Genomic DNA, 17,667 nt, shown 5'->3' with positions numbered 1-17,667 from the left:
CCCCGCTAAGCCGACCTACATGTTTAATTCAGCAATGACCGTAAGCCGAACACATGTTTACTTGAGCAATGACCGTAGGCCGGCTTAGCGCAGCGTAAGCCGACATTGTTTGTCAACTGGGACGAAGCGCATTGATGCTGTGTCGGCTTATGCGGGGCATGCCCCGCTAAGCCGACCTACATGTTTAATTCAGCAATGACCGTAAGCCGAACACATGTTTACTTGAGCAATGACCGTAGGTCGGCTTAGCGCAGCGTAAGCCGACATTGTTTGTCAACACACCTTTCAGGAGTAACGCATGAGCGACATGATCACCGATTGTGAAAGTTTGCTGGGCCAGAGCAGCGTGTCCGGGCCGGACGGCCGGCGCGGTTTCCTGAAGGTGGCGCTGGGCGCGGGCTTTGCCGTGGCCGTGCTGCCCGTGGCGGCGCAAAACGTCATCAAGACGGATTCCGCCGGACTCGTCACGGGCACCATGTCGGTGATGGTCGATGGCCAGGCCGTGCCCGTGTATGCGGCCCAGCCGGAAGGCAAGACGGGTTTGCCCGTGGTATTGGTTATTTCGGAAATCTTTGGTGTGCATGAACATATCGCCGACATGGCGCGCCGCTTCGCCAAGCAGGGTTACCTGGCGCTGGCGCCCGACCTGTTCGTGCGCCAGGGCGATCCCACCAAGGTGGCCAGCATCCCGGAATTGATGAAAGGCATCATCGCCAAGACGCCGGATGCGCAAGTGATGGCGGACCTCGATGCGGTTGTTGCGTGGGCGAAACAGAATGGCGGCGACACGAGCCGTCTGGGCATCACGGGCTTTTGCTGGGGCGGCCGCATCACGTGGCTGTACGCGGCGCACAATCCGGCAGTCAAGGCGGGCGTGGCCTGGTATGGCCGCCTGGTGGGCGAAGCGACTGCCTTGCAGCCGAGCAACCCCATCGACATCGCCGCCACCTTGAAAGTGCCCGTGCTGGGCTTGTATGGCGGCAAGGATACGGGCATCACGCAGGAATCGATCGCGAAGATGAAAGAGGCGCTGGCCAAGGGCGGCAACCAGTCGGAATTCGTCGTGTATCCCGATGCGGGCCACGCCTTCAATGCCGATTACCGCCCCAGCTATGTGGCGGCCGATGCAAAAGACGGCTATGCGCGCTGCCTGGCCTGGTTCAAAAAGCATGGCGTTGCCTGAGGTTGCAAGCTGAACGGCGCTAAAAGTGCCTGATTGCCACATTTTTTTCCAGAAGTTGCCGCGAAAGGCGCACCGGGCTGTAAAATGCCCGGTTCGCGTCAATGCAGTACAATTGCATCTTCACTGCGCCACGCTGCCGCCAAGCGCGCACAAGATTGAATAATAAGCAACACTATACAGATCAAGCCAGACGCCAGCATTGCGGGCGCCCGTAGGCCGGCGCCATTTTGAGGTAAGAAAATCATCGATCCCGTCCTTATATCCATTTTGCTCGCGACCACGATCGCGGGCGTCTTCAGCATTACTGCGGCGGCGATCTTTTCGTTTGCATTCCTGTCCAAAGTGGTCGAGCGCATGGTCAGCTTGTCCGTCGGCATCATGCTGTCGACGTCCTTGCTGCACGCCTTGCCCGAAGCGTTCGAGTCGCAGGCGGACCCGCGCAGCCTGTTCGCCACCCTGCTGGCCGGCTTGCTGGCCTTTTTTATGCTGGAAAAATTCGCCATCCTGCGCCATTCGCACCACCACGAAGGCGACGGCCACCACCACGCGCACGGCCACGACAAGCACGAGGCGGGCAAGGCCGGCTGGATGATCCTGGTCGGCGACGGCATGCACAACTTTACGGACGGCATCCTGATCGCGGCCGCCTTCCTGGCCGACCCGAAGCTGGGCCTGGTCACGGGCCTGGCCATCATCGCGCATGAAATCCCGCAGGAAATCGGCGATTTTATTGTACTGCTCAACGCCGGCTTCTCGCGCCTGCGCGCCTATGTCTTCAATCTGCTGTGCAGCCTGATGGCGGTGGCCGGCGGCTTGCTCGGCTATTTCACCCTGGACCGCGCCAGCATTCTGATCCCGTACGTGCTCGTGTTCGCCTCGTCTGGCTTCATCTATATCGCCTTGTCCGACCTGATGCCGCAGATGCAGCGCCGCGCCACCTTGCGCGAAACCATCCCGCAAGTGCTGCTGATCGCGCTGGGCGTGTGTATCGTGCTGTTCCTGACGCACAAGCGCCACGGCGGTTGATGCACTGATTCGGTGCCGCAGTACCACTTATGCTATATTGCCTTTCTGACTAACTTGCACAGAAAGGAGGAAAATATCATGGAAGAAAACTTGTTGCTCGCCTTGTGGCGCGCACGCTCTTTTAGCGCATTTGCCAGCTCTTGCCCACGTTCTATCGCGCTGCGATAACCTGGCCAGAGCAAAGTTACCCTCCTCTACGAGTCCTTTCCTGGTACTCCGTTGTCGTTAGCGCTCCTGTTAACGCGGATGCTTGCATCCCGAACAAAGACAAGAGCCATGACTACCCTGATTTCTACCCAAGCTTTACAACTGGATACCCACGACGGTTTCCTCTTCAACGAACTCGCCTTTACATTGCGCCAGGGCGACCGCATCGGCTTGATCGGCCACAATGGCTGCGGCAAATCCACCTTGCTGGGCCTGCTCAGCGGCACGCGGGAAGCCACTGCCGGCACCATCCACTATGCCCGTGCCTGCCGCCTGCAGCACGTGGAGCAGCACTTGCCGCCGGAACTTGCCAGCCTGAGCCTGTACGACGCCTTGCTGGCGCCCGTGCTGGAGCAGCCCGAGCTGCATTGGCGTGTCGACAGCCTGCTGGCCGAGTTAGGCTTCGAGCACGAGACGGCGCAAGTGCCCGTGCATTCCCTGTCCGGCGGCCAGCACACGCGCCTGCTGCTGGGGCGCGCCCTGCTGCAGGAGCCGAACGTGCTGCTGTTGGACGAGCCGAGCAATCATCTGGACTTGCCGTCGCTGCTGTGGCTGGAGCAATTCCTGCTGCGCTGGCGCGGCGCCTTCATCCTCGTCTCGCACGACCAGCGCCTGCTCGACAACGTGGCCACGCGCAGCTGGATCTTGCGCGATAGCCGCCTCTACGATTTCGACTTGCTGTGCGGCCCCGCGCTGGCGGCCCTGGCCGAAGCCGATCTGGCCGCTGCCGCCCGGCATGCGGCCGAACAGAAGGAAATCGACCGCCTGTCCGCCAGCAGCGCCCGCCTGGCCCTGTGGGGCCGCACCTACGACAATGAAGACCTGGCGCGCAAGGCCAAGACCATGCAGCGGCGCATCGACAAATTGAAGGATGCGCAATCGTTCGTCAGCGATGGCGCACCGTGGCGTTTGAGTTTGCGCGGCAAGCCGCTGGCGGCCGACCAGTTGCTGGCGCTGGACGCCCTGGATGTGCGCGCCGTGCCCGCTTCCCCGCTGCTGTTCCACACCGGCCAGCTGTGGCTGAAACCGGGCGACCGGGTCGCCTTGCTGGGTGCCAACGGCAGCGGCAAGTCGTCCTTGCTGCGCCTGTGCTGGCAAGCGATCCAGGCGCAGGAGGAGCGCAGCGACTTGCGCTACCACCACGCCGCCAGCATCGGTTACTACGACCAGTCGCTCAGGCAACTGGCCGATACGGCCGATTTGTCCGACGCCCTGTACCCGTTTGCCGTGCAGAACGAGGCGGCGCGCAGCCAGGTGGCGCGCAAGCAAGCGTTGATCTCGGCCGGTTTCCCGTATGCGCGCCATGGCCAGACGGTGGCGACGCTGAGCGGCGGCGAGCGGGCGCGGCTGCTGTTCCTGGGCCTGTCCCTGGCCAGTTATCACTTGCTGCTGCTGGACGAGCCCAGCAACCACCTGGACATGCAGGGCAAGGCGGAACTGGGGCAAGCCTTGCGCGGCTTTGCAGGCGGCTGCCTGCTGGTGTCGCACGACCGCGACCTGATCGAAACGGCCTGCAACCGCTTTTGGGTAGTGGCCGATGGCCGGCTGGAAGAGTGGCCGGATGCGGCCAGCGCGTATGCACGCCTGAGTGCCGAGGATGGACAGGCGCCGTTGCCGGTGCCGCGCGTGGAAAGCGCACTGCTTGTGCCAGGGCAAACTGATGTGGATCAACAGCTGGAACGCTTGTGCGAACTCGAGCAATTGCTGGCGGAAGACCTGGCGAGAAAACCGCGCCACCAGAAGCCGGCCAGCCAGCAGGCGTGGCAGGCGGAACTGGCGCAGTTGAATCAATCGCTGGGGATAATTTAATCGTTATCCACAGGTGAAAAATGGCGGACCACTCGGTCCGCCATTTTTTAATTGCCCGTCGCCATCGGCCGCGCCGGATCGGCGCACCATTCGCTCCACGAGCCGGGATACAGGGACGCGCCTGGCAAGCCGGCCACTTCCAGGGCCAGCAGGTTGTGGCATGCCGTCACGCCGGAGCCGCACTGCATGACGGCCGCTTGAGGTGCGTCAAACAGGGCGCTGAAATCGCGCCGCAGTGCTTCCGCGCTTTTAAAGCGGCCGTCCGCCTGCAGGTTATCCTTGAAGAAACGGCTTTTCGCGCCGGGGATATGGCCGCCCACGGGGTCGATGGTTTCGTTTTCGCCGCGGTAGCGGTCGGGGGCGCGCGCGTCGATCACCGTCAAGGCTTGCGTTTCCAAGTTGGCAACGACGTCCTGCACGTTGACCGTGCGCGTCAGGCTGGCCTTTTCCGTCAGCTTGCCGACAGGGCGTGGCGCCACGGGCGTCACCAAGGGCAAGCCTTGCGCCTGCCAGGCGGCCAGGCCGCCGTCGAGCACGGCCACATTCGGGTGGCCGAGCCAGCGCAGCAGCCACCACAAACGGGCGGCGAACATGCCGCCCTGGCCATCGTACGCCACCACTTGCGTGTCGTCATCGATGCCCCAGCCGCGCAGGGTGGCCAGCAGGGCGTTGCGGTCGGGCAAGGGATGCCGTCCCGTAAATTGGGGGCCACGGGCCGTCTTGGGGCCGGACAAGGCCGTGTCGATGTCGGCGAACTGCGCGTTCTGGATATGCGCGGCGGCAAACGCGTCGCTGCCCGCTGCTGGGTTGAGCAAGTCGTGGCGGCAATCAAGGATGACCCAGTGGCTGTCATTCAGGTGGTCGGCCAGTTCGCTGGCCTGGATTAAGGTGGTGTACATCAGCAACGCTCCTTTACACTTCGCTGGCGATGGGATCCGTGCGCGCGATGGCGGCGCCACGGGCCGTGTTGCGGGTATTGTAATAGGTGGCCGCGATGCCCGAGGCGAGAATGATGGCGATGCCCGTCCAGCCATGCCAGTCGAACAGGTCGCCAAAGATCACCACGCCCCAGAAGCTGGAAAAGACGATGCCTGTGTACTGTAAATTGGCAACCACGAGGGTCTTGCCCAGGCGATAGGAGCGCGTCATGGCCATCTGCGCCATGGTGGCGCACAAGCCGATGGCGGCCAGCAAGCCGATGCCGTAGGCGCTCGTGTGCATGTGCCAGACGACGGGGCCGCCGCCGGCGCTGGCCACGTGGCCGATCACGCCGGCCAGGAAATTGACGACCGAGAAATAGAACACGACCCGGTATTCGGGCTCGCCCAGCAAGCCCAGTTTGCGCACCTGCAAGTAGGCGAGGGCCGACAGCATGCCGGAAATCAAGGCCGTGATGGCGCCGGCCAGCTGGTCCGTCTCGAACACAGGTTGCAGCAGCAGGGTCACGCCGACAAAGCTCATGGCAATCGCTGCCACCAGCGGCCACTCGACCTGTTGCATGCCTTTCCACCAGCCGCCGGCGAGTAAAATCACGGCGATCCAGATGGGCGCCATGTAATTGAGGGTCATGGCCGTGGCCAGCGGCAGGATGGCGATGGCATAAAACCACAGCCACAGGGCGATCACGCCCACCACGCCGCGCCACAGATGCTGGCCCGGCATCGTGGTTTTAAAGCTGCCGCCCTGGTACAGAATCGTGCAGCTCATGACGATCATGCCGATGATGCCGCGGTACATGACGATTTCGGACGTCGAATACAGATCCGACGCCAGTTTCACGCACACGCCCATGATGGCGAACATAAAGCTGGCAAACAGCATCCAAAGTGACTGCATGAGTAATCCTGACGATGAAAATGAAAAAGGCCGCGCAATGCGGCCCCTTGAGGAACTACAGTTCGATATTGCTGCGGTACCACTCGTGGAAGTGCTGCATGCCGTCTTCCATGGGCGATTGGTAAGGGCCCACTTCGTTCACGCCGCGCGCAATCAGAACCTTGCGGCCCGCATCCATGCGCTGGGCGATTTCATCGTCCTCGACACAGGTTTCCATGTAGGCAGCCCGTTCCGCTTCGACGAAGTCGCGCTCGAACAGTACGATTTCTTCGGGGTAATAGAACTCTACCACGTTGCGCGTTTTTTGCGGGCCGTCGGGCCACAGGGTCGAGACGACCAGCACGTGCGGATACCATTCGACCATGATGTTCGGATACAGGGTCAGCCAGATGGCGCCATACGGCGGCGCTTCGCCGCCGCGGAATTGCAGCACCTGCTCCTGCCATTTCTTGTAGGCAGGCGAGCCGGCCTGCTGCAGGCCGCGGTGCACGCCCACCGTCTGCACGCTGTAATCCTTGCCGAATTCCCAGCGCAGGTCGTCGCAGCTGACGAAGCTGCCCAGGCCCGGGTGGAACGGTTCGACGTGATAATCCTCGAGGTAGACTTCGATGAAGGTCTTCCAGTTGTAGTCGCACTCGTGGATTTCCACGTGGTCGAACATGTAGCCGGAAAAATCGAGGTCTTTCGAGACGGACAAATCTTTCAATTTTTCCATCACGTTGTAGCCATTTTGCTCGAACAGCAAGCCATTCCAGCTTTGCAGCGGCGTTTTCGACAGGTTCAGGCACGGCGTCTCGGGGAAATGCGGCGCGCCGATCAATTCACCCTTGAGGTCGTAGGTCCAGCGGTGCAGCGGGCAGACGATGTTATTTGCGTTGCCGCGGCCATTGAACATCAGCGCCTGCCGGTGGCGGCACACGTTGGACAGCACTTCGATGCCATTGGCGTTGCGCACGAGCATGCGCCCTTCGTTCTCAGACGCCAGGGTCGCAAAATCGCCGGTTTCCGGCACCATCAGCTCGTGCCCGACATAGCGCGGGCCGGCTTGGAACAATTGCTGCATTTCACGCTGCAACAGCGTTTCGTCAAAATAGACGTGGACCGGAAGTTGCGCGTTTGAACGCGCCAGCTTGGCGTGAGTAGCCAGATCGGACATCCCAACCCCCCATAAATGTACAACGGTCAGCAGTGCCCCAGGCCATTCCCTGGGCAACCGCTACAGAGAGAAAGAATCCGCAAAGACCTGAATTCAAATTTGTTGAAACGGTATTTCGGACAGAACCGGCGATTATAGCGCGTATCGGCCTCGGCATTATCAAACCCGCCCGGTAAATGCACTACTTTAATGAGAAACATTGTCATTTGGCGTGCAATTTCCGGTAGCAAGGGGCGATTCGGCTAAAATCCACTGACAAGCTGGCAACGCTATTGACTTTGAGCGCGCCGATTGCGCTTAAGTTTTCACTTAATAGTGTGGTTTGTTCTAAAATAACGCTTCTATGCTGGCCGGGAGTCCCCGGCGTCTCCCTACAAGCCCCTCGTGCCACGAAGAGATCTGAGTCTATGTCGAAGAAATTAACTGCCGCTGCCGCAGCGCCGGCCTCGTTTGAAGAGGCGATGGCGGAACTGGCGCAGCTGGTAACGCAAATGGAAGCGGGCCAGTTGCCGCTGGAAGCATCAGTCGCGGCGTACCAGCGCGGCTCGGAACTGGTCAAGTATTGCGCTACCCAGCTCGACAGTGTCGAAGCGCAGGTGAAAGTACTGGAAGGCGACATGTTGAAACCGTTCGTGGATGCCGGCGAGGCCGCCCAATGATGGCCAATGTGCAACAAGACAGCGTGACCTTCGGCGACTGGATGCAAGCGACCCAGTCCGGCTTGGAAGGCCGGCTCGACCAATTCCTGCCGGCGGCAGACGTCGTGCCGCACAAGCTGCACGCGGCCATGCGCTACGCGCTGCTGGGCGGTGGCAAGCGCGTGCGCCCGCTGCTGGTGATGGCGGCCGGTGAGCTGTTTGACGCCGATCAAGACACGCTCGCGCGCGCCGCTTGCGCGCTGGAAATGATTCACGTGTATTCGCTCGTGCATGACGACATGCCGTGCATGGATGACGATGCCTTGCGCCGTGGCAAGCCCACCGTGCACATCGCCTACGATGAAGCGACGGCCCTGCTGGTCGGCGACGCGCTGCAATCGCAGGCGTTCATGCTGCTGGCCGACGGTGCGGCGATTCCTCCCGCGCGGCAGATGGCGATGATCCGGCTGCTGGCGCACGCGTCCGGGTCAAGCGGCATGTGCGGCGGCCAGGCGATCGACCTCGACAGCGTGGGCCAGGCCTTGACCTTGCCGCAGCTGGAACAGATGCATCAACTGAAAACGGGCGCCTTGCTGCGCGCAGCCGTGATCCTCGGCGCGCTGGCGGGCAAGGATTTGACGGCGGACGAGATGACGGCGCTGAACGCGTATGCGCGCGCCGTCGGTCTGGCGTTCCAGGTGGTCGACGACGTGCTCGACGCGACGGCCGATTCGGCCACCCTGGGCAAGACGGCGGGCAAGGATGCGGCCGCCAACAAGCCTACCTACGTATCGATACTGGGGCTGGAACCATCGCGGGCCCTGGCAGAACAATTGCGGTGCGACGCCCATGCGGCGCTGGCGCCATTCGGGGACAAGGCACGCCGTTTGCGCGAGCTGGCGGACCTGGTCGTGCAGCGGAAGGCATAAATGAAACTGTTAGAAACCATCAATGAACCAGCGCAAGTGCGCAAGCTGGCCCGCTCGCAACTGGTGCCGCTGGCGCAGGAATTGCGCAGCTTCCTGCTCGATTCCGTTTCCAAGACGGGCGGCCACTTGTCGTCCAACCTGGGCACGGTCGAGCTGACCGTCGCGCTGCACTACGTCTTCAACACGCCGCACGACCGCATCGTCTGGGACGTGGGCCACCAGACCTATTCGCACAAGATCCTGACGGGCCGCCGCGAGCGCATGCACACCTTGCGCCAGAAAGACGGCATTTCCGGCTTCCCGAAGCGCGATGAGAGCGAATACGACACCTTCGGCACGGCGCACTCGTCGACGTCGATCTCGGCCGCGCTGGGCATGGCCCAGGCCGCCAAGATCAAGGGCGACCCGCTGCATGCGATCGCCGTGATCGGCGACGGCTCGATGACGGCCGGCATGGCCTTCGAGGCGATGAACAATGCGGGCGTGCAGGAAGACGTCAACCTGCTGGTGATCCTGAACGACAACGACATGTCGATCTCGCCGCCCGTGGGCGCGCTGAACCGCCACCTGGCGCGATTGATGTCGGGCCAGTTCTATGCGGCGGCGAAAAATGTCGGCAAGTCCGTCCTGCCCGGCCCCGTGCTGGAACTGGCGAAGCGCTTCGAAGAGCACGCCAAGGGCATGGTCGTGCCCGCCACCATGTTCGAGGAATTCGGTTTCAATTACATCGGCCCCATCGACGGCCACGACCTCGATTCGCTGATCCCGACCTTGCAAAATATCAAGCAACTGAAGGGTCCGCAATTCCTGCACGTGGTGACCAAGAAGGGGCAGGGCTACAAGCTGGCCGAAGCGGAACCGATCCTGTACCACGGCACGCCGAAGTTCAATCCCTTGGAAGGCATCAAGCCGGCCACGGCACCGGGCAAGATGACGTACACGGAAGTGTTCGGCAACTGGCTGTGCGACATGGCGGCGCACGACAAGCGCCTGGTGGGCATCACGCCGGCCATGCGCGAAGGCTCGGGCATGGTCAAGTTCGAACAGCAATTCCCGAACCGCTATTTCGACGTCGGTATCGCCGAGCAGCATTCCGTGACGTTTGGCGCCGGCCTGGCCTGCGAAGGCTTGAAACCCGTCGTGGCCATTTACTCGACCTTTTTGCAGCGCGCCTACGACCAGCTGATCCACGACGTGGCCCTGCAAAACCTGGACGTGACGTTCGCGCTGGACCGTGCCGGCCTGGTGGGCGCCGACGGCGCCACGCACGCGGGCAATTACGACATGGCGTTCCTGCGCTGCATCCCGAACATGGTCGTCATGGCTGCGTCCGATGAAAACGAATGTCGCCAAATGCTGACGACGGGCTACCATTATCCGGGCCCGGCCGCCATCCGCTATCCGCGCGGCGCCGGTGCCGGCGTGGCCATCGTGCCGGAACTGACCAGCATCGAGATCGGCAAGGGCGAGATCAAGCGTCACGGCAAGCGCATCGCCATCCTGGCCTTCGGTTCGATGGTGGCGCCGAGCGTGGTGGCTGGTGACAAGCTCGACGCGACGGTGGCCAACATGCGCTTCGTCAAGCCGCTCGACGTGGCACTGGTGAAGCAGCTTGCTGCCGAGCATGATTGCCTGGTGACGGTGGAAGAGGGCTGCATCATGGGCGGCGCCGGTTCGGCCGTGGCCGAAGCGCTGGCGGCGGAAGGCATCGTCAAGCCGATTTTGATGCTGGGCTTGCCCGACACCTTCATCGACCATGGCGACCCCGTGCAACTGCTGAAAAGCGTGGGCCTGGACGCCACCGGCATCGCCGCGTCGATCGAGCAGCGTTTTGGCGGCTCCCAGCCGCGCCTGGCTGTCGTCAGCTAAGTTGGCTTACAGAATGAAAAGCGGCACTGCGGTGCCGCTTTTTTTGCGCCTGCGGGGTTTTTACGCTGCACTGCAACATTTTTCGTCCGGGAATGCTACGATGACGCTTTGATACCCCTTTCAAAGCCGATCTTGCATTTCAGGAAACTCCACCGCCGTTCGCGCATGCTGGCAAGCCGCTGGCTGACGGGCATGCACGCCTATACCGACACCCTGGCGCAGCGCCGTCCCCTGTGGATGGTCAGCCTGGCCATCGACGAAACGAACTTGTCCGAAGGCTTGCGGGCCGCTTGCGCCTCGAGCGCCATGCTGCTCTTGGGCTTGCTGTTCGACCATCCCGATTTTTCCTGGGCCGCCATCGGCGCCTTCTGGACCTGCCTGGCCGACGCGGCCGGTACGCGGCGCATGCGTTTCGTGTCGATGGTGGGTTTCGGCCTGCTGTCGACCGTGGCCGGCGGCCTGACGGCGCTGGCGGCCGGCCATGGCTTGGTGACGGCGGCCATCGCCGTGCTGCTGTTTTCCTGGGCCGGCGCGCTGGCGCGCATCTGGGGCGCGGCCACGGCGCAGGTGGCCATCCTGGCGGCCACGGCCTGCGTGGTGATGGTCACGCATCCATTGCAATCGATGACGCAGACGGCGCCTTTCCTGGGGCTGTACATGTTCGGCTGCCTGTTCGCCACCGTGCTCAGTTTTACGGTCTGGCGCATCCATCCGTTCGGCCCGAGCAGGCGCGCCATCCGCGCCGCGTATTCGCGCCTGGCCGGCATCGCGCGCGACAATGCGCGCTTCCTGCAACTGGGCCCCGCATTGCCGGACGCGGCCGCGCATGGCGCCAGCTACCGTTCGCAGGCGCGCGCCGCGCTGGAAGCGGCACGGGTGGCGCTGGCCGCCGTGCCGCCCGCGCGCGCGGGCCGCAGCGCCCTGTACGACAATCTGCTGCTGGCGCTCAGCGACGCCGAGCGCATCTTCGCCTATCTGATCGCCGTCACGCATACGTGCGAGCGCGAGCAGCACCGGCTGCGCCAGGACCCGCGCGCGCGGCGCAGCCTGGAAGTGATGGCCGTGCTGCTGCGCCGCCTCGGGCAAGCCGTGCAGCGCCAGCCGGAAACGCCGCCCCTGGAATTGCAGCGCCGCCTGGCCGGCTGCGGACGGCGCCTGGAAGCGGCGCTGGGCGCCTTGCTGCCCTTGCGCCTGAACGTGGAATTCATGGAGCTGGGCTTGCCGCGCGCGACGCAGCTGCCGTGGCGCGAGGCGGCCTTCCTGGCGCTGGGGCAGGCGTGGCAAACGGCGAAAGTCAACGCCACGCCGCAGTCGCTGAGCTGGCGCCACGCGGCGCGCGTGTCACTGGCGACGACGGCCGGCTTCCTGCTGGTCGAGGCGCTGCATATTCCGTTCGGCTACTGGGCCACCATGGCCACCTTATTGATATTGCAGCCGTCGGTGTCCACCACCTGGCCGCGCGGCATCGAACGCGTGGCGGGCAGCGTGCTGGGCGCCGTGCTGGCCGTGCTGATCGGCCTCGTCATCTACACGCCGCTGGGCATCTCGCTGGTGGTGTTTCCCCTGATTGTCGCCACGATGGCCTTGCGCCGCGTCAGCTACAGCCTGCACGTGCTGTTCATGACGCCCGCCTTCGTGCTGGTGGCCGACTATGCGGCGCCGGCCAGCGAGATGGTGTATGCGATGAGCCGCCTGGGCAACAACGTGCTCGGCTGCGTGTTGGCCCTGCTGGCCACGTTCTTCCTGTGGCCGGACCGCGAGGCGGACGACCTGGACCAGCGTCTGGCGAAAGCCGTGTCGGCCAACCTGAAATACCTGCTGGCCGTGCTGGCGGCCGGTGGCAAATGGGATAGCGCCATCGCGCGCCTGCGCCGCGAGGCGGGGTTGGCCAGCAATAACGCGGAACAGGTCTTGCAGCGCTTGCGCATCGAGCGCCGCCTCGACCGCAGCAGCGGCGTGGGCCTGGCAGCGCTGCGCACCTTGCCGCTGCTGCGCCGCGTGGCGGGCAGCACGGCGCGCATCAGTCTGAGCCCGCAGGCCGAGCCGGCGCCGCCCGAATTGCAACGCTGGATCGCCGAGGTCAGCGGGGAAATCGATGCGCTGCTGCGCGGTGACGCCGATGCCGGCGCGCCTGGCCCCTGCGTTGCCGAGGGCTTGACGGCCCTGCAAGCCGACGCGGTGGCCCAGGTGCAGCTGCTGCGGGGATTATTGCGCGAACATGTGCATGCGCAGCCCATGAGCCTGCCTGTGCCGGCCTGAATATAGCCGCCGGCCGGCTGCGCCCGCAACCGGCCTCTCCTGCTTACGGCGCCGATATTGTATAGACGTTTGACGCCTCCCAATCTCTCCAAATTCCACATTCCATGCGCTTTGCCGGTATATTTTCCAAACTGGAAATTTATCGAAATGAAACGTTGACTCTAAAATAAGTGCGGTCTATATTCGTTTTCGTAGCAAGCAAAGATGACATTTCTTACGACTGGTCTGCCGCGATTGCCTGAGGCAATCGCTCACATGGAGAGTAGTAAATGAAAAAGATTGCAGCATTTATTTTCACCCTGGGATTGAGCGCTTCCTATGCCATGGCTTCCGATATCGGCTGCTCTACCTGCGAGGAAGAGCTGCGGGAATGCACGATGCAAAATGGCGACAGATCCCCATTTTGCATCGGCAGTTACAAAGCCTGCCTGAGGGTCTGCGACATCGCTTCCTGATTTCCGTGCATTGCCAGGCGGCGGGCAAGCGCATGCTGCGCCGGCCGCCCTCGATCATCTACGTCTCTGATACCTATGATGCAGAAAAAAATGAAAACCATCGCCATGTATGGCCTGATCCTCGCTGCTGGCCTGGGCAGCGGTTATGGCCTGTCCTTGTTGCCGGGCTTGTTCAAGTCGAATTACACCGAGGGCAATTACGCGGCGTATTTCCCTAACGCCCAGGCGAAAGTGGTCTTGTACGGTACGGACTGGTGCGGCTACTGCGCCAAGACGCGCGCGTACTTCAAGGAAAACAAGATCGAATTCGTCGATCTCGATATCGAGAAATCACCGGAAGCGAAAAAAGCCCATGCGGAACTTGGCGGCGGCGGCGTGCCTGTTGTGCTGATCGGCAACCGCAAGATCCAGGGTTTTAATGCGGGCGCGCTGGAAGCGGCGCTGAAGAAAATCTGACGTTCCCACTTGTTAACTTGAAAGGCTGACCATGTTCAAAAAGATTGCCGCTTTCCTGTTTGCCGCCGGCGCCGCCCTGTCTTTCAGTGTCCAGGCTGGCGGCCCTGACTGCACCTTTGTCTGCGAGCGCAACTTGCTCGATTGCGTGGAATTCGGCCAGCCGGCCTGCATGGAAAATTATCAGGCTTGCCAGAAGGAATGCCTGCGCCCGCCGCATAACTGACGCGCGGAAGCACTTATGGATGACGCGTAAGGGACGGCGCGCCATGGATGTTGCTCATCGTCTCACAATTCAACAGGAGTGCTTATGTTCAAAAAACTGGGTTTCTTTTTGTTTGCCATGGGCGTCAGCGCCTCGTATGCGATGGCCAGCAGTACCGCCGACATATCGGAATGCCAATCCGAGTGCTATATGGCGCTCGACGCCTGTGTCATGGAGTTCAGTGTGCCTTCATGCGTGCGTGTCAATAAGGCGTGTCTGCAGGCCTGCGGCTAGCAAGCGCCTGTCAGCTTGATGCAACACGGCGATGCTTGTCAAACTGCATCGCCGTTTTTTATTTAGCCCCGCGTGCGGTCATGCCGCCACAGCACGTCGCTGCCGCCGGCAAAGCGGTTGAGCACGCGCGACAGCACGAACAGCAGGTCCGACAATCGGTTCACGTACTGGCGCGGATGTTCGTGCAGGGGCTCCGCATTGGCCAGGGCGACGATGCTGCGCTCGGCGCGGCGGCAGACGGTGCGGCACACGTGCGCGAGCGAGGCGGCGCGCGAGCCGGCCGGCAGGATGAATTCGGAGAGGGCCGGCAAGTCCGCATTGTATTTCGCCAGCAGGTCGTCGAGGCGCAGCACGTGCTCTTCCTTGATCAGCTGGTAGCCGGGGATGCAAATTTCTCCGCCCAGGTCGAACAGGTCGTGCTGGATGGCCACCAGCTCCTCGCGCAAGGCGTCGGGCATGGCTTCGCACAGCAGCAAGCCGATGTTGGAATTGAGTTCGTCCACGTCGCCCATGGCGTGGATGCGGGCGCTGTCCTTGCTGGTGCGGCTGCCGTCGCCCAGGCCGGTGCTGCCATTGTCGCCCGTGCGCGTGGCGATTTTCGAAAGTCGGTTGCCCATGATGCTGATCCTGTAAAGAAGAATGGGGGCAGCATACGACACTGTGCGCCGCCCGGCGCCGGATTTGCAGGCAAATCGGACAAAAAATGCGGTGCGCGCCACTTTTGTGCTTACAATCGTTGCACGCCCATGCCTCTTGCCATCCATCTTATGCTCAATGCCGCCCCTGAATCCGGATTGACCGCCGCGCGCCAGCAAGCCGTCGTCGCGGCCCTGCTGGCCGTGCTGCCGGCCCGCTGCGTGCTGTCCGACGCTGAAGACACGCGCCCGTACGAATGCGACGGCCTGGCCGCCTACCGCCAGCTGCCGATGGTGGTGACCCTGCCCGACACGGAAGAACAGGTCATCGCCATCCTCGGCGTCTGCCGGGAATTGAAGGTGCCGATCGTGCCGCGCGGCGCCGGCACGGGATTGTCGGGCGGCGCCTTGCCCATCGCCGACGGCGTGGTGCTGTCGACGGCGCGCCTGAACCGCATCGTGCGCCTCGACGCGTATGCGCGCACGGCCGTGGTGCAGCCGGGCGTGCGCAACCTGGCCATTTCCGAAGCGGCGGCTCCCCACGCGCTGTATTACGCGCCCGACCCGTCGTCGCAGATCGCCTGCAGCATCGGCGGCAACGTGGCGGAAAACTCGGGCGGCGTGCATTGCCTCAAATACGGCCTGACCGTGCACAATGTGCTGCGCGTGCGCGTCGTCACCATCGACGGCGACGTGCTGGAACTGGGCGGCGAATGCCTCGATTCGCCCGGCCTGGACCTGCTGGCCGTCTTCATCGGCTCCGAAGGCATGCTGGGCATCGTCACGGAAGTGACGGTCAAGCTGATACCGAAGCCGGCGACGGCGCGGGTCATCATGGCCTCGTTCGGCGACGTCGTCACGGGCGGCAATGCCGTGGCCAATGTGATTGCCGCCGGCATCATCCCGGCCGGCCTGGAAATGATGGACCAGACCTCGTCGCGCATGGTCGAACCGTTCGTCAAGGCCGGCTACGACACCGACGCGGCGGCCATTTTGCTGTGCGAAGCGGACGGCACGCACGAGGAAGTGGAAGAGGAAATCGCCCGCATGACGGCCGTGCTGGAAGGGGCGGGCGCCAGCGCCATTGCCGTCTCGCAGTCGGAAGCGGAGCGCATGAAATTCTGGTCCGGCCGCAAGAACGCGTTTCCCGCCGCGGGACGCATCTCGCCCGACTACTACTGCATGGACGGCACCATCCCGCGCAAGCGCCTGGCGGAAGTGCTGACGGGCATCGCCGCCATGGAAACGACGCATGGCTTGCGCTGCGCCAACGTGTTCCACGCGGGCGACGGCAATCTGCACCCGCTGATCCTGTTCGACGCCAACATGCCCGGCGAATTCGAGCGCGCCGAGGCGTTTGGCGCGGACATCCTGGCCCTGTGCGTGGCCGTGGGCGGCACCATCACGGGCGAACATGGCGTGGGCATGGAAAAGATCAATTCCATGTGCGTGCAATTTACGCGCGCCGAACTTGATGCCTTCTTTGCCGTCAAGCGCGCCTTCGACCCCCACACCTTGCTGAACCCGGACAAGGCGATTCCCACCTTGAACCGCTGCGCCGAATTCGGCAAGATGCATGTGACGGCGGGACGCCTGCCGTTCGCCAACCTGCCCCGTTTTTAATTTTCCGGAGACCCCATTGCAAGCGATAGCGGAACAATTCAGGCAGCAGATTCTGGCGTCCAGCGCGGCGGGCAAGCCCTTGCTCCTGCGCGGCGGCGGCACGAAAGACTGGTATGGCCAGCAGCTCGATGGCGAGGTGCTCGACACGCGCGCGTATGCGGGCATCATCGATTATGAACCGACGGAGCTGGTGATCACGGCCCGCTGCGGCACGCCGCTCGCCGAGATCGAGGCGGCGCTGGCCGCGCGCAACCAGATGCTGGCTTTCGAGCCGCCCCATTTCGGCGCTGGCGCCACGCTGGGTGGCGTCGTCGCCAGCGCCTTGTCCGGGCCGCGCCGGGCCAGCGCGGGCGCCTTGCGTGACTTCGTGCTGGGCGCCGTGCTGATGGATGGCCATGGCGAACGCCTGGCCTTTGGCGGGCAGGTCATGAAAAACGTGGCCGGCTACGATGTCTCGCGCCTGCTGGCGGGGTCCATGGGCACGCTGGGCCTGATCCTGGAAGTGTCGCTGAAGGTGCTGCCCCTGCCGCTGCGCGAAGCGACCTTGCGCGTGGCGTGTGCGGAAATCGCCGCCTTGCGCCTGCTCAATGAATGGGCTGGTCAACCGCTGCCGATATCGGCCAGCTGCTGGCACGATGGCGTCTTGAGCGTACGCCTGTCCGGCGCCGAGGCGGCCGTGTCGGCGGCGTTGCATGCGCTGGGCGGCGAGGTGCTGGCGCCCGATGACGCGGCCGCCTTCTGGATGTCCGTGCGCGAGCAGACGCACGCCTTCTTTGCGGGCGCGGGCAGCTTGTGGCGGCTGTCGCTGCCGCCGCACGCCAGCGCCGTGATCGTCAAGGGGCGCCAGTTGATCGAGTGGGGCGGGGCGCAGCGCTGGCTCAAGCTCGACGCCGACGCCGATGCGGCCGGGGCGCTAGACATCCGCCGGGCAGTGGCCGCGCTTGGCGGCCACGCCACCCTGTTCCGCGGCGGCGACAAGGCCGTGGGCGTATTCCATCCGCTGGCGCCGGCCGTTGAAAAAATCCACCAGCGCCTGCGGCAGGCTTTCGACCCGGCTGGCATCTTCAACCCGCACAGAATGTATTGAGCG

18 protein-coding genes are annotated in these 17,667 nt (G+C 63.3%); 13 read left to right on the top strand and 5 right to left on the bottom strand.

The window, feature by feature from the left end:
- Positions 1 to 298: 298 nt before the first annotated feature.
- A complete protein-coding gene (locus AC1RBA_RS24425) occupies positions 299 to 1,183 on the top strand; it encodes a dienelactone hydrolase family protein (protein ID WP_492403464.1) in 885 nt (294 codons plus the stop codon).
- Positions 1,184 to 1,281: 98 nt separating this feature from the next.
- On the opposite strand, the gene AC1RBA_RS24420 is transcribed toward AC1RBA_RS24425, so the two are convergent.
- Complete coding sequence (locus AC1RBA_RS24420; RefSeq protein WP_162995517.1) at positions 1,282 to 1,563, bottom strand: hypothetical protein; 282 nt, start codon at positions 1,561 to 1,563, stop codon at positions 1,282 to 1,284.
- Here AC1RBA_RS24420 and AC1RBA_RS24415 point away from each other — a divergent pair.
- Both AC1RBA_RS24415 and AC1RBA_RS24410 read left to right on the top strand, forming a co-directional pair.
- Positions 1,451 to 2,209, top strand: a complete 759-nt coding sequence (locus AC1RBA_RS24415; protein ID WP_492420032.1) for a ZIP family metal transporter — start codon at positions 1,451 to 1,453, stop codon at positions 2,207 to 2,209. The two genes, AC1RBA_RS24420 and AC1RBA_RS24415, sit on opposite strands and share 113 nt — an antisense overlap.
- Positions 2,210 to 2,485: 276 nt before the next feature.
- Complete coding sequence (locus AC1RBA_RS24410) at positions 2,486 to 4,225, top strand: ABC-F family ATP-binding cassette domain-containing protein (RefSeq protein WP_492420031.1); 1,740 nt, start codon at positions 2,486 to 2,488, stop codon at positions 4,223 to 4,225.
- Positions 4,226 to 4,272: 47 nt separating this feature from the next.
- On the opposite strand, the gene AC1RBA_RS24405 is transcribed toward AC1RBA_RS24410, so the two are convergent.
- Genes AC1RBA_RS24405 through AC1RBA_RS24395 form a run of 3 tightly spaced genes read right to left on the bottom strand, consistent with a single transcriptional unit; the run spans position 4,273 to position 7,217 of the window.
- Positions 4,273 to 5,124: a sulfurtransferase gene (locus AC1RBA_RS24405; protein WP_492420030.1), complete on the bottom strand. Its 852-nt coding sequence runs from the start codon at positions 5,122 to 5,124 to the stop codon at positions 4,273 to 4,275.
- Positions 5,125 to 5,137: 13 nt separating this feature from the next.
- Positions 5,138 to 6,061, bottom strand: a complete 924-nt coding sequence (locus AC1RBA_RS24400) for a DMT family transporter (RefSeq protein ID WP_489628890.1) — start codon at positions 6,059 to 6,061, stop codon at positions 5,138 to 5,140.
- 55 nt (positions 6,062 to 6,116) lie between these two features.
- Positions 6,117 to 7,217 carry an aromatic ring-hydroxylating oxygenase subunit alpha gene (locus AC1RBA_RS24395; protein WP_070222628.1) on the bottom strand — a complete coding sequence of 367 codons (1,101 nt, stop codon included), beginning with the start codon at positions 7,215 to 7,217 and terminating at the stop codon, positions 6,117 to 6,119.
- 407 nt (positions 7,218 to 7,624) lie between these two features.
- Here AC1RBA_RS24395 and AC1RBA_RS24390 point away from each other — a divergent pair, with 407 nt between their 5' ends.
- From AC1RBA_RS24390 to AC1RBA_RS24355, 8 genes are all read left to right on the top strand, one after another.
- Positions 7,625 to 7,876 carry an exodeoxyribonuclease VII small subunit gene (locus tag AC1RBA_RS24390; RefSeq protein ID WP_046683420.1) on the top strand — a complete coding sequence of 84 codons (252 nt, stop codon included), beginning with the start codon at positions 7,625 to 7,627 and terminating at the stop codon, positions 7,874 to 7,876.
- Entirely contained in the window at positions 7,876 to 8,784 is a 909-nt protein-coding gene (locus AC1RBA_RS24385) for a polyprenyl synthetase family protein (protein WP_070290249.1), read from the top strand. Before AC1RBA_RS24390 ends, AC1RBA_RS24385 begins: the two co-directional genes overlap by 1 nt.
- Positions 8,785 to 10,653, top strand: coding sequence for a 1-deoxy-D-xylulose-5-phosphate synthase (gene dxs / locus AC1RBA_RS24380; RefSeq protein ID WP_070290055.1), 1,869 nt, complete (start codon positions 8,785 to 8,787; stop codon positions 10,651 to 10,653).
- Positions 10,654 to 10,818: 165 nt separating this feature from the next.
- On the top strand, positions 10,819 to 12,912 hold the full coding sequence (locus AC1RBA_RS24375) for an FUSC family protein (protein ID WP_492420029.1): 2,094 nt from the start codon (positions 10,819 to 10,821) through the stop codon (positions 12,910 to 12,912).
- 269 nt (positions 12,913 to 13,181) lie between these two features.
- The gene (locus tag AC1RBA_RS24370; protein ID WP_070290059.1) at positions 13,182 to 13,367 is read left to right on the top strand and encodes a hypothetical protein; all 186 of its coding nucleotides are present in this window, start codon (positions 13,182 to 13,184) and stop codon (positions 13,365 to 13,367) included.
- 90 nt (positions 13,368 to 13,457) lie between these two features.
- Complete coding sequence (locus AC1RBA_RS24365) at positions 13,458 to 13,823, top strand: glutaredoxin family protein (RefSeq protein ID WP_230506351.1); 366 nt, start codon at positions 13,458 to 13,460, stop codon at positions 13,821 to 13,823.
- A 31-nt stretch (positions 13,824 to 13,854) separates the two neighbouring features.
- Positions 13,855 to 14,046: a hypothetical protein gene (locus tag AC1RBA_RS24360; protein WP_070290063.1), complete on the top strand. Its 192-nt coding sequence runs from the start codon at positions 13,855 to 13,857 to the stop codon at positions 14,044 to 14,046.
- A gap of 84 nt (positions 14,047 to 14,130) precedes the next feature.
- The gene (locus tag AC1RBA_RS24355) at positions 14,131 to 14,319 is read left to right on the top strand and encodes a hypothetical protein (RefSeq protein ID WP_070222614.1); all 189 of its coding nucleotides are present in this window, start codon (positions 14,131 to 14,133) and stop codon (positions 14,317 to 14,319) included.
- Between the two features lie 62 nt (positions 14,320 to 14,381).
- Here the strand turns inward: AC1RBA_RS24355 and AC1RBA_RS24350 are convergent, their stop codons facing one another.
- Positions 14,382 to 14,936 carry a cob(I)yrinic acid a,c-diamide adenosyltransferase gene (locus AC1RBA_RS24350; RefSeq protein ID WP_070290065.1) on the bottom strand — a complete coding sequence of 185 codons (555 nt, stop codon included), beginning with the start codon at positions 14,934 to 14,936 and terminating at the stop codon, positions 14,382 to 14,384.
- A gap of 150 nt (positions 14,937 to 15,086) precedes the next feature.
- On the opposite strand from AC1RBA_RS24350, the gene AC1RBA_RS24345 reads away from it, so the two are divergent.
- Together AC1RBA_RS24345 and glcE are read left to right on the top strand one after the other, a co-directional pair.
- Entirely contained in the window at positions 15,087 to 16,577 is a 1,491-nt protein-coding gene (locus AC1RBA_RS24345) for an FAD-linked oxidase C-terminal domain-containing protein (RefSeq protein WP_492420065.1), read from the top strand.
- A 16-nt stretch (positions 16,578 to 16,593) separates the two neighbouring features.
- Positions 16,594 to 17,664, top strand: coding sequence for a glycolate oxidase subunit GlcE (gene glcE / locus AC1RBA_RS24340; RefSeq protein ID WP_070222608.1), 1,071 nt, complete (start codon positions 16,594 to 16,596; stop codon positions 17,662 to 17,664).
- The last annotated feature ends 3 nt before the right edge of the window (positions 17,665 to 17,667 follow it).

Source organism: Janthinobacterium sp. GW823-FHT03B06, assembly GCF_058796955.1.
Note: the sequence above shows the minus strand (reverse complement) of the source record. Positions and strands in the feature narration are given on the sequence as shown.

Excerpts from the sequence above, each read along its gene's own strand:
- AC1RBA_RS24410 (WP_492420031.1), top strand. The coding sequence starts at position 2,486 with ATGACTACCCTGATTTCTACCCAAGCTTTACAACTGGATACCCACGAC.
- AC1RBA_RS24385 (WP_070290249.1), top strand. The coding sequence starts at position 7,876 with ATGGCCAATGTGCAACAAGACAGCGTGACCTTCGGCGACTGGATGCAA.
- AC1RBA_RS24375 (WP_492420029.1), top strand. The coding sequence starts at position 10,819 with ATGCTGGCAAGCCGCTGGCTGACGGGCATGCACGCCTATACCGACACC.
- AC1RBA_RS24390 (WP_046683420.1), top strand. The coding sequence starts at position 7,625 with ATGTCGAAGAAATTAACTGCCGCTGCCGCAGCGCCGGCCTCGTTTGAA.
- AC1RBA_RS24370 (WP_070290059.1), top strand. The coding sequence starts at position 13,182 with ATGAAAAAGATTGCAGCATTTATTTTCACCCTGGGATTGAGCGCTTCC.
- AC1RBA_RS24345 (WP_492420065.1), top strand. The coding sequence starts at position 15,087 with ATGCTCAATGCCGCCCCTGAATCCGGATTGACCGCCGCGCGCCAGCAA.
- AC1RBA_RS24360 (WP_070290063.1), top strand. The coding sequence starts at position 13,855 with ATGTTCAAAAAGATTGCCGCTTTCCTGTTTGCCGCCGGCGCCGCCCTG.
- AC1RBA_RS24395 (WP_070222628.1), bottom strand. The coding sequence starts at position 7,217 with ATGTCCGATCTGGCTACTCACGCCAAGCTGGCGCGTTCAAACGCGCAA.
- AC1RBA_RS24350 (WP_070290065.1), bottom strand. The coding sequence starts at position 14,936 with ATGGGCAACCGACTTTCGAAAATCGCCACGCGCACGGGCGACAATGGC.
- dxs (WP_070290055.1), top strand. The coding sequence starts at position 8,785 with ATGAAACTGTTAGAAACCATCAATGAACCAGCGCAAGTGCGCAAGCTG.
- AC1RBA_RS24365 (WP_230506351.1), top strand. The coding sequence starts at position 13,458 with ATGAAAACCATCGCCATGTATGGCCTGATCCTCGCTGCTGGCCTGGGC.
- AC1RBA_RS24405 (WP_492420030.1), bottom strand. The coding sequence starts at position 5,124 with ATGTACACCACCTTAATCCAGGCCAGCGAACTGGCCGACCACCTGAAT.
- AC1RBA_RS24400 (WP_489628890.1), bottom strand. The coding sequence starts at position 6,061 with ATGCAGTCACTTTGGATGCTGTTTGCCAGCTTTATGTTCGCCATCATG.
- AC1RBA_RS24425 (WP_492403464.1), top strand. The coding sequence starts at position 299 with ATGAGCGACATGATCACCGATTGTGAAAGTTTGCTGGGCCAGAGCAGC.
- AC1RBA_RS24355 (WP_070222614.1), top strand. The coding sequence starts at position 14,131 with ATGTTCAAAAAACTGGGTTTCTTTTTGTTTGCCATGGGCGTCAGCGCC.
- AC1RBA_RS24420 (WP_162995517.1), bottom strand. The coding sequence starts at position 1,563 with ATGATGCCGACGGACAAGCTGACCATGCGCTCGACCACTTTGGACAGG.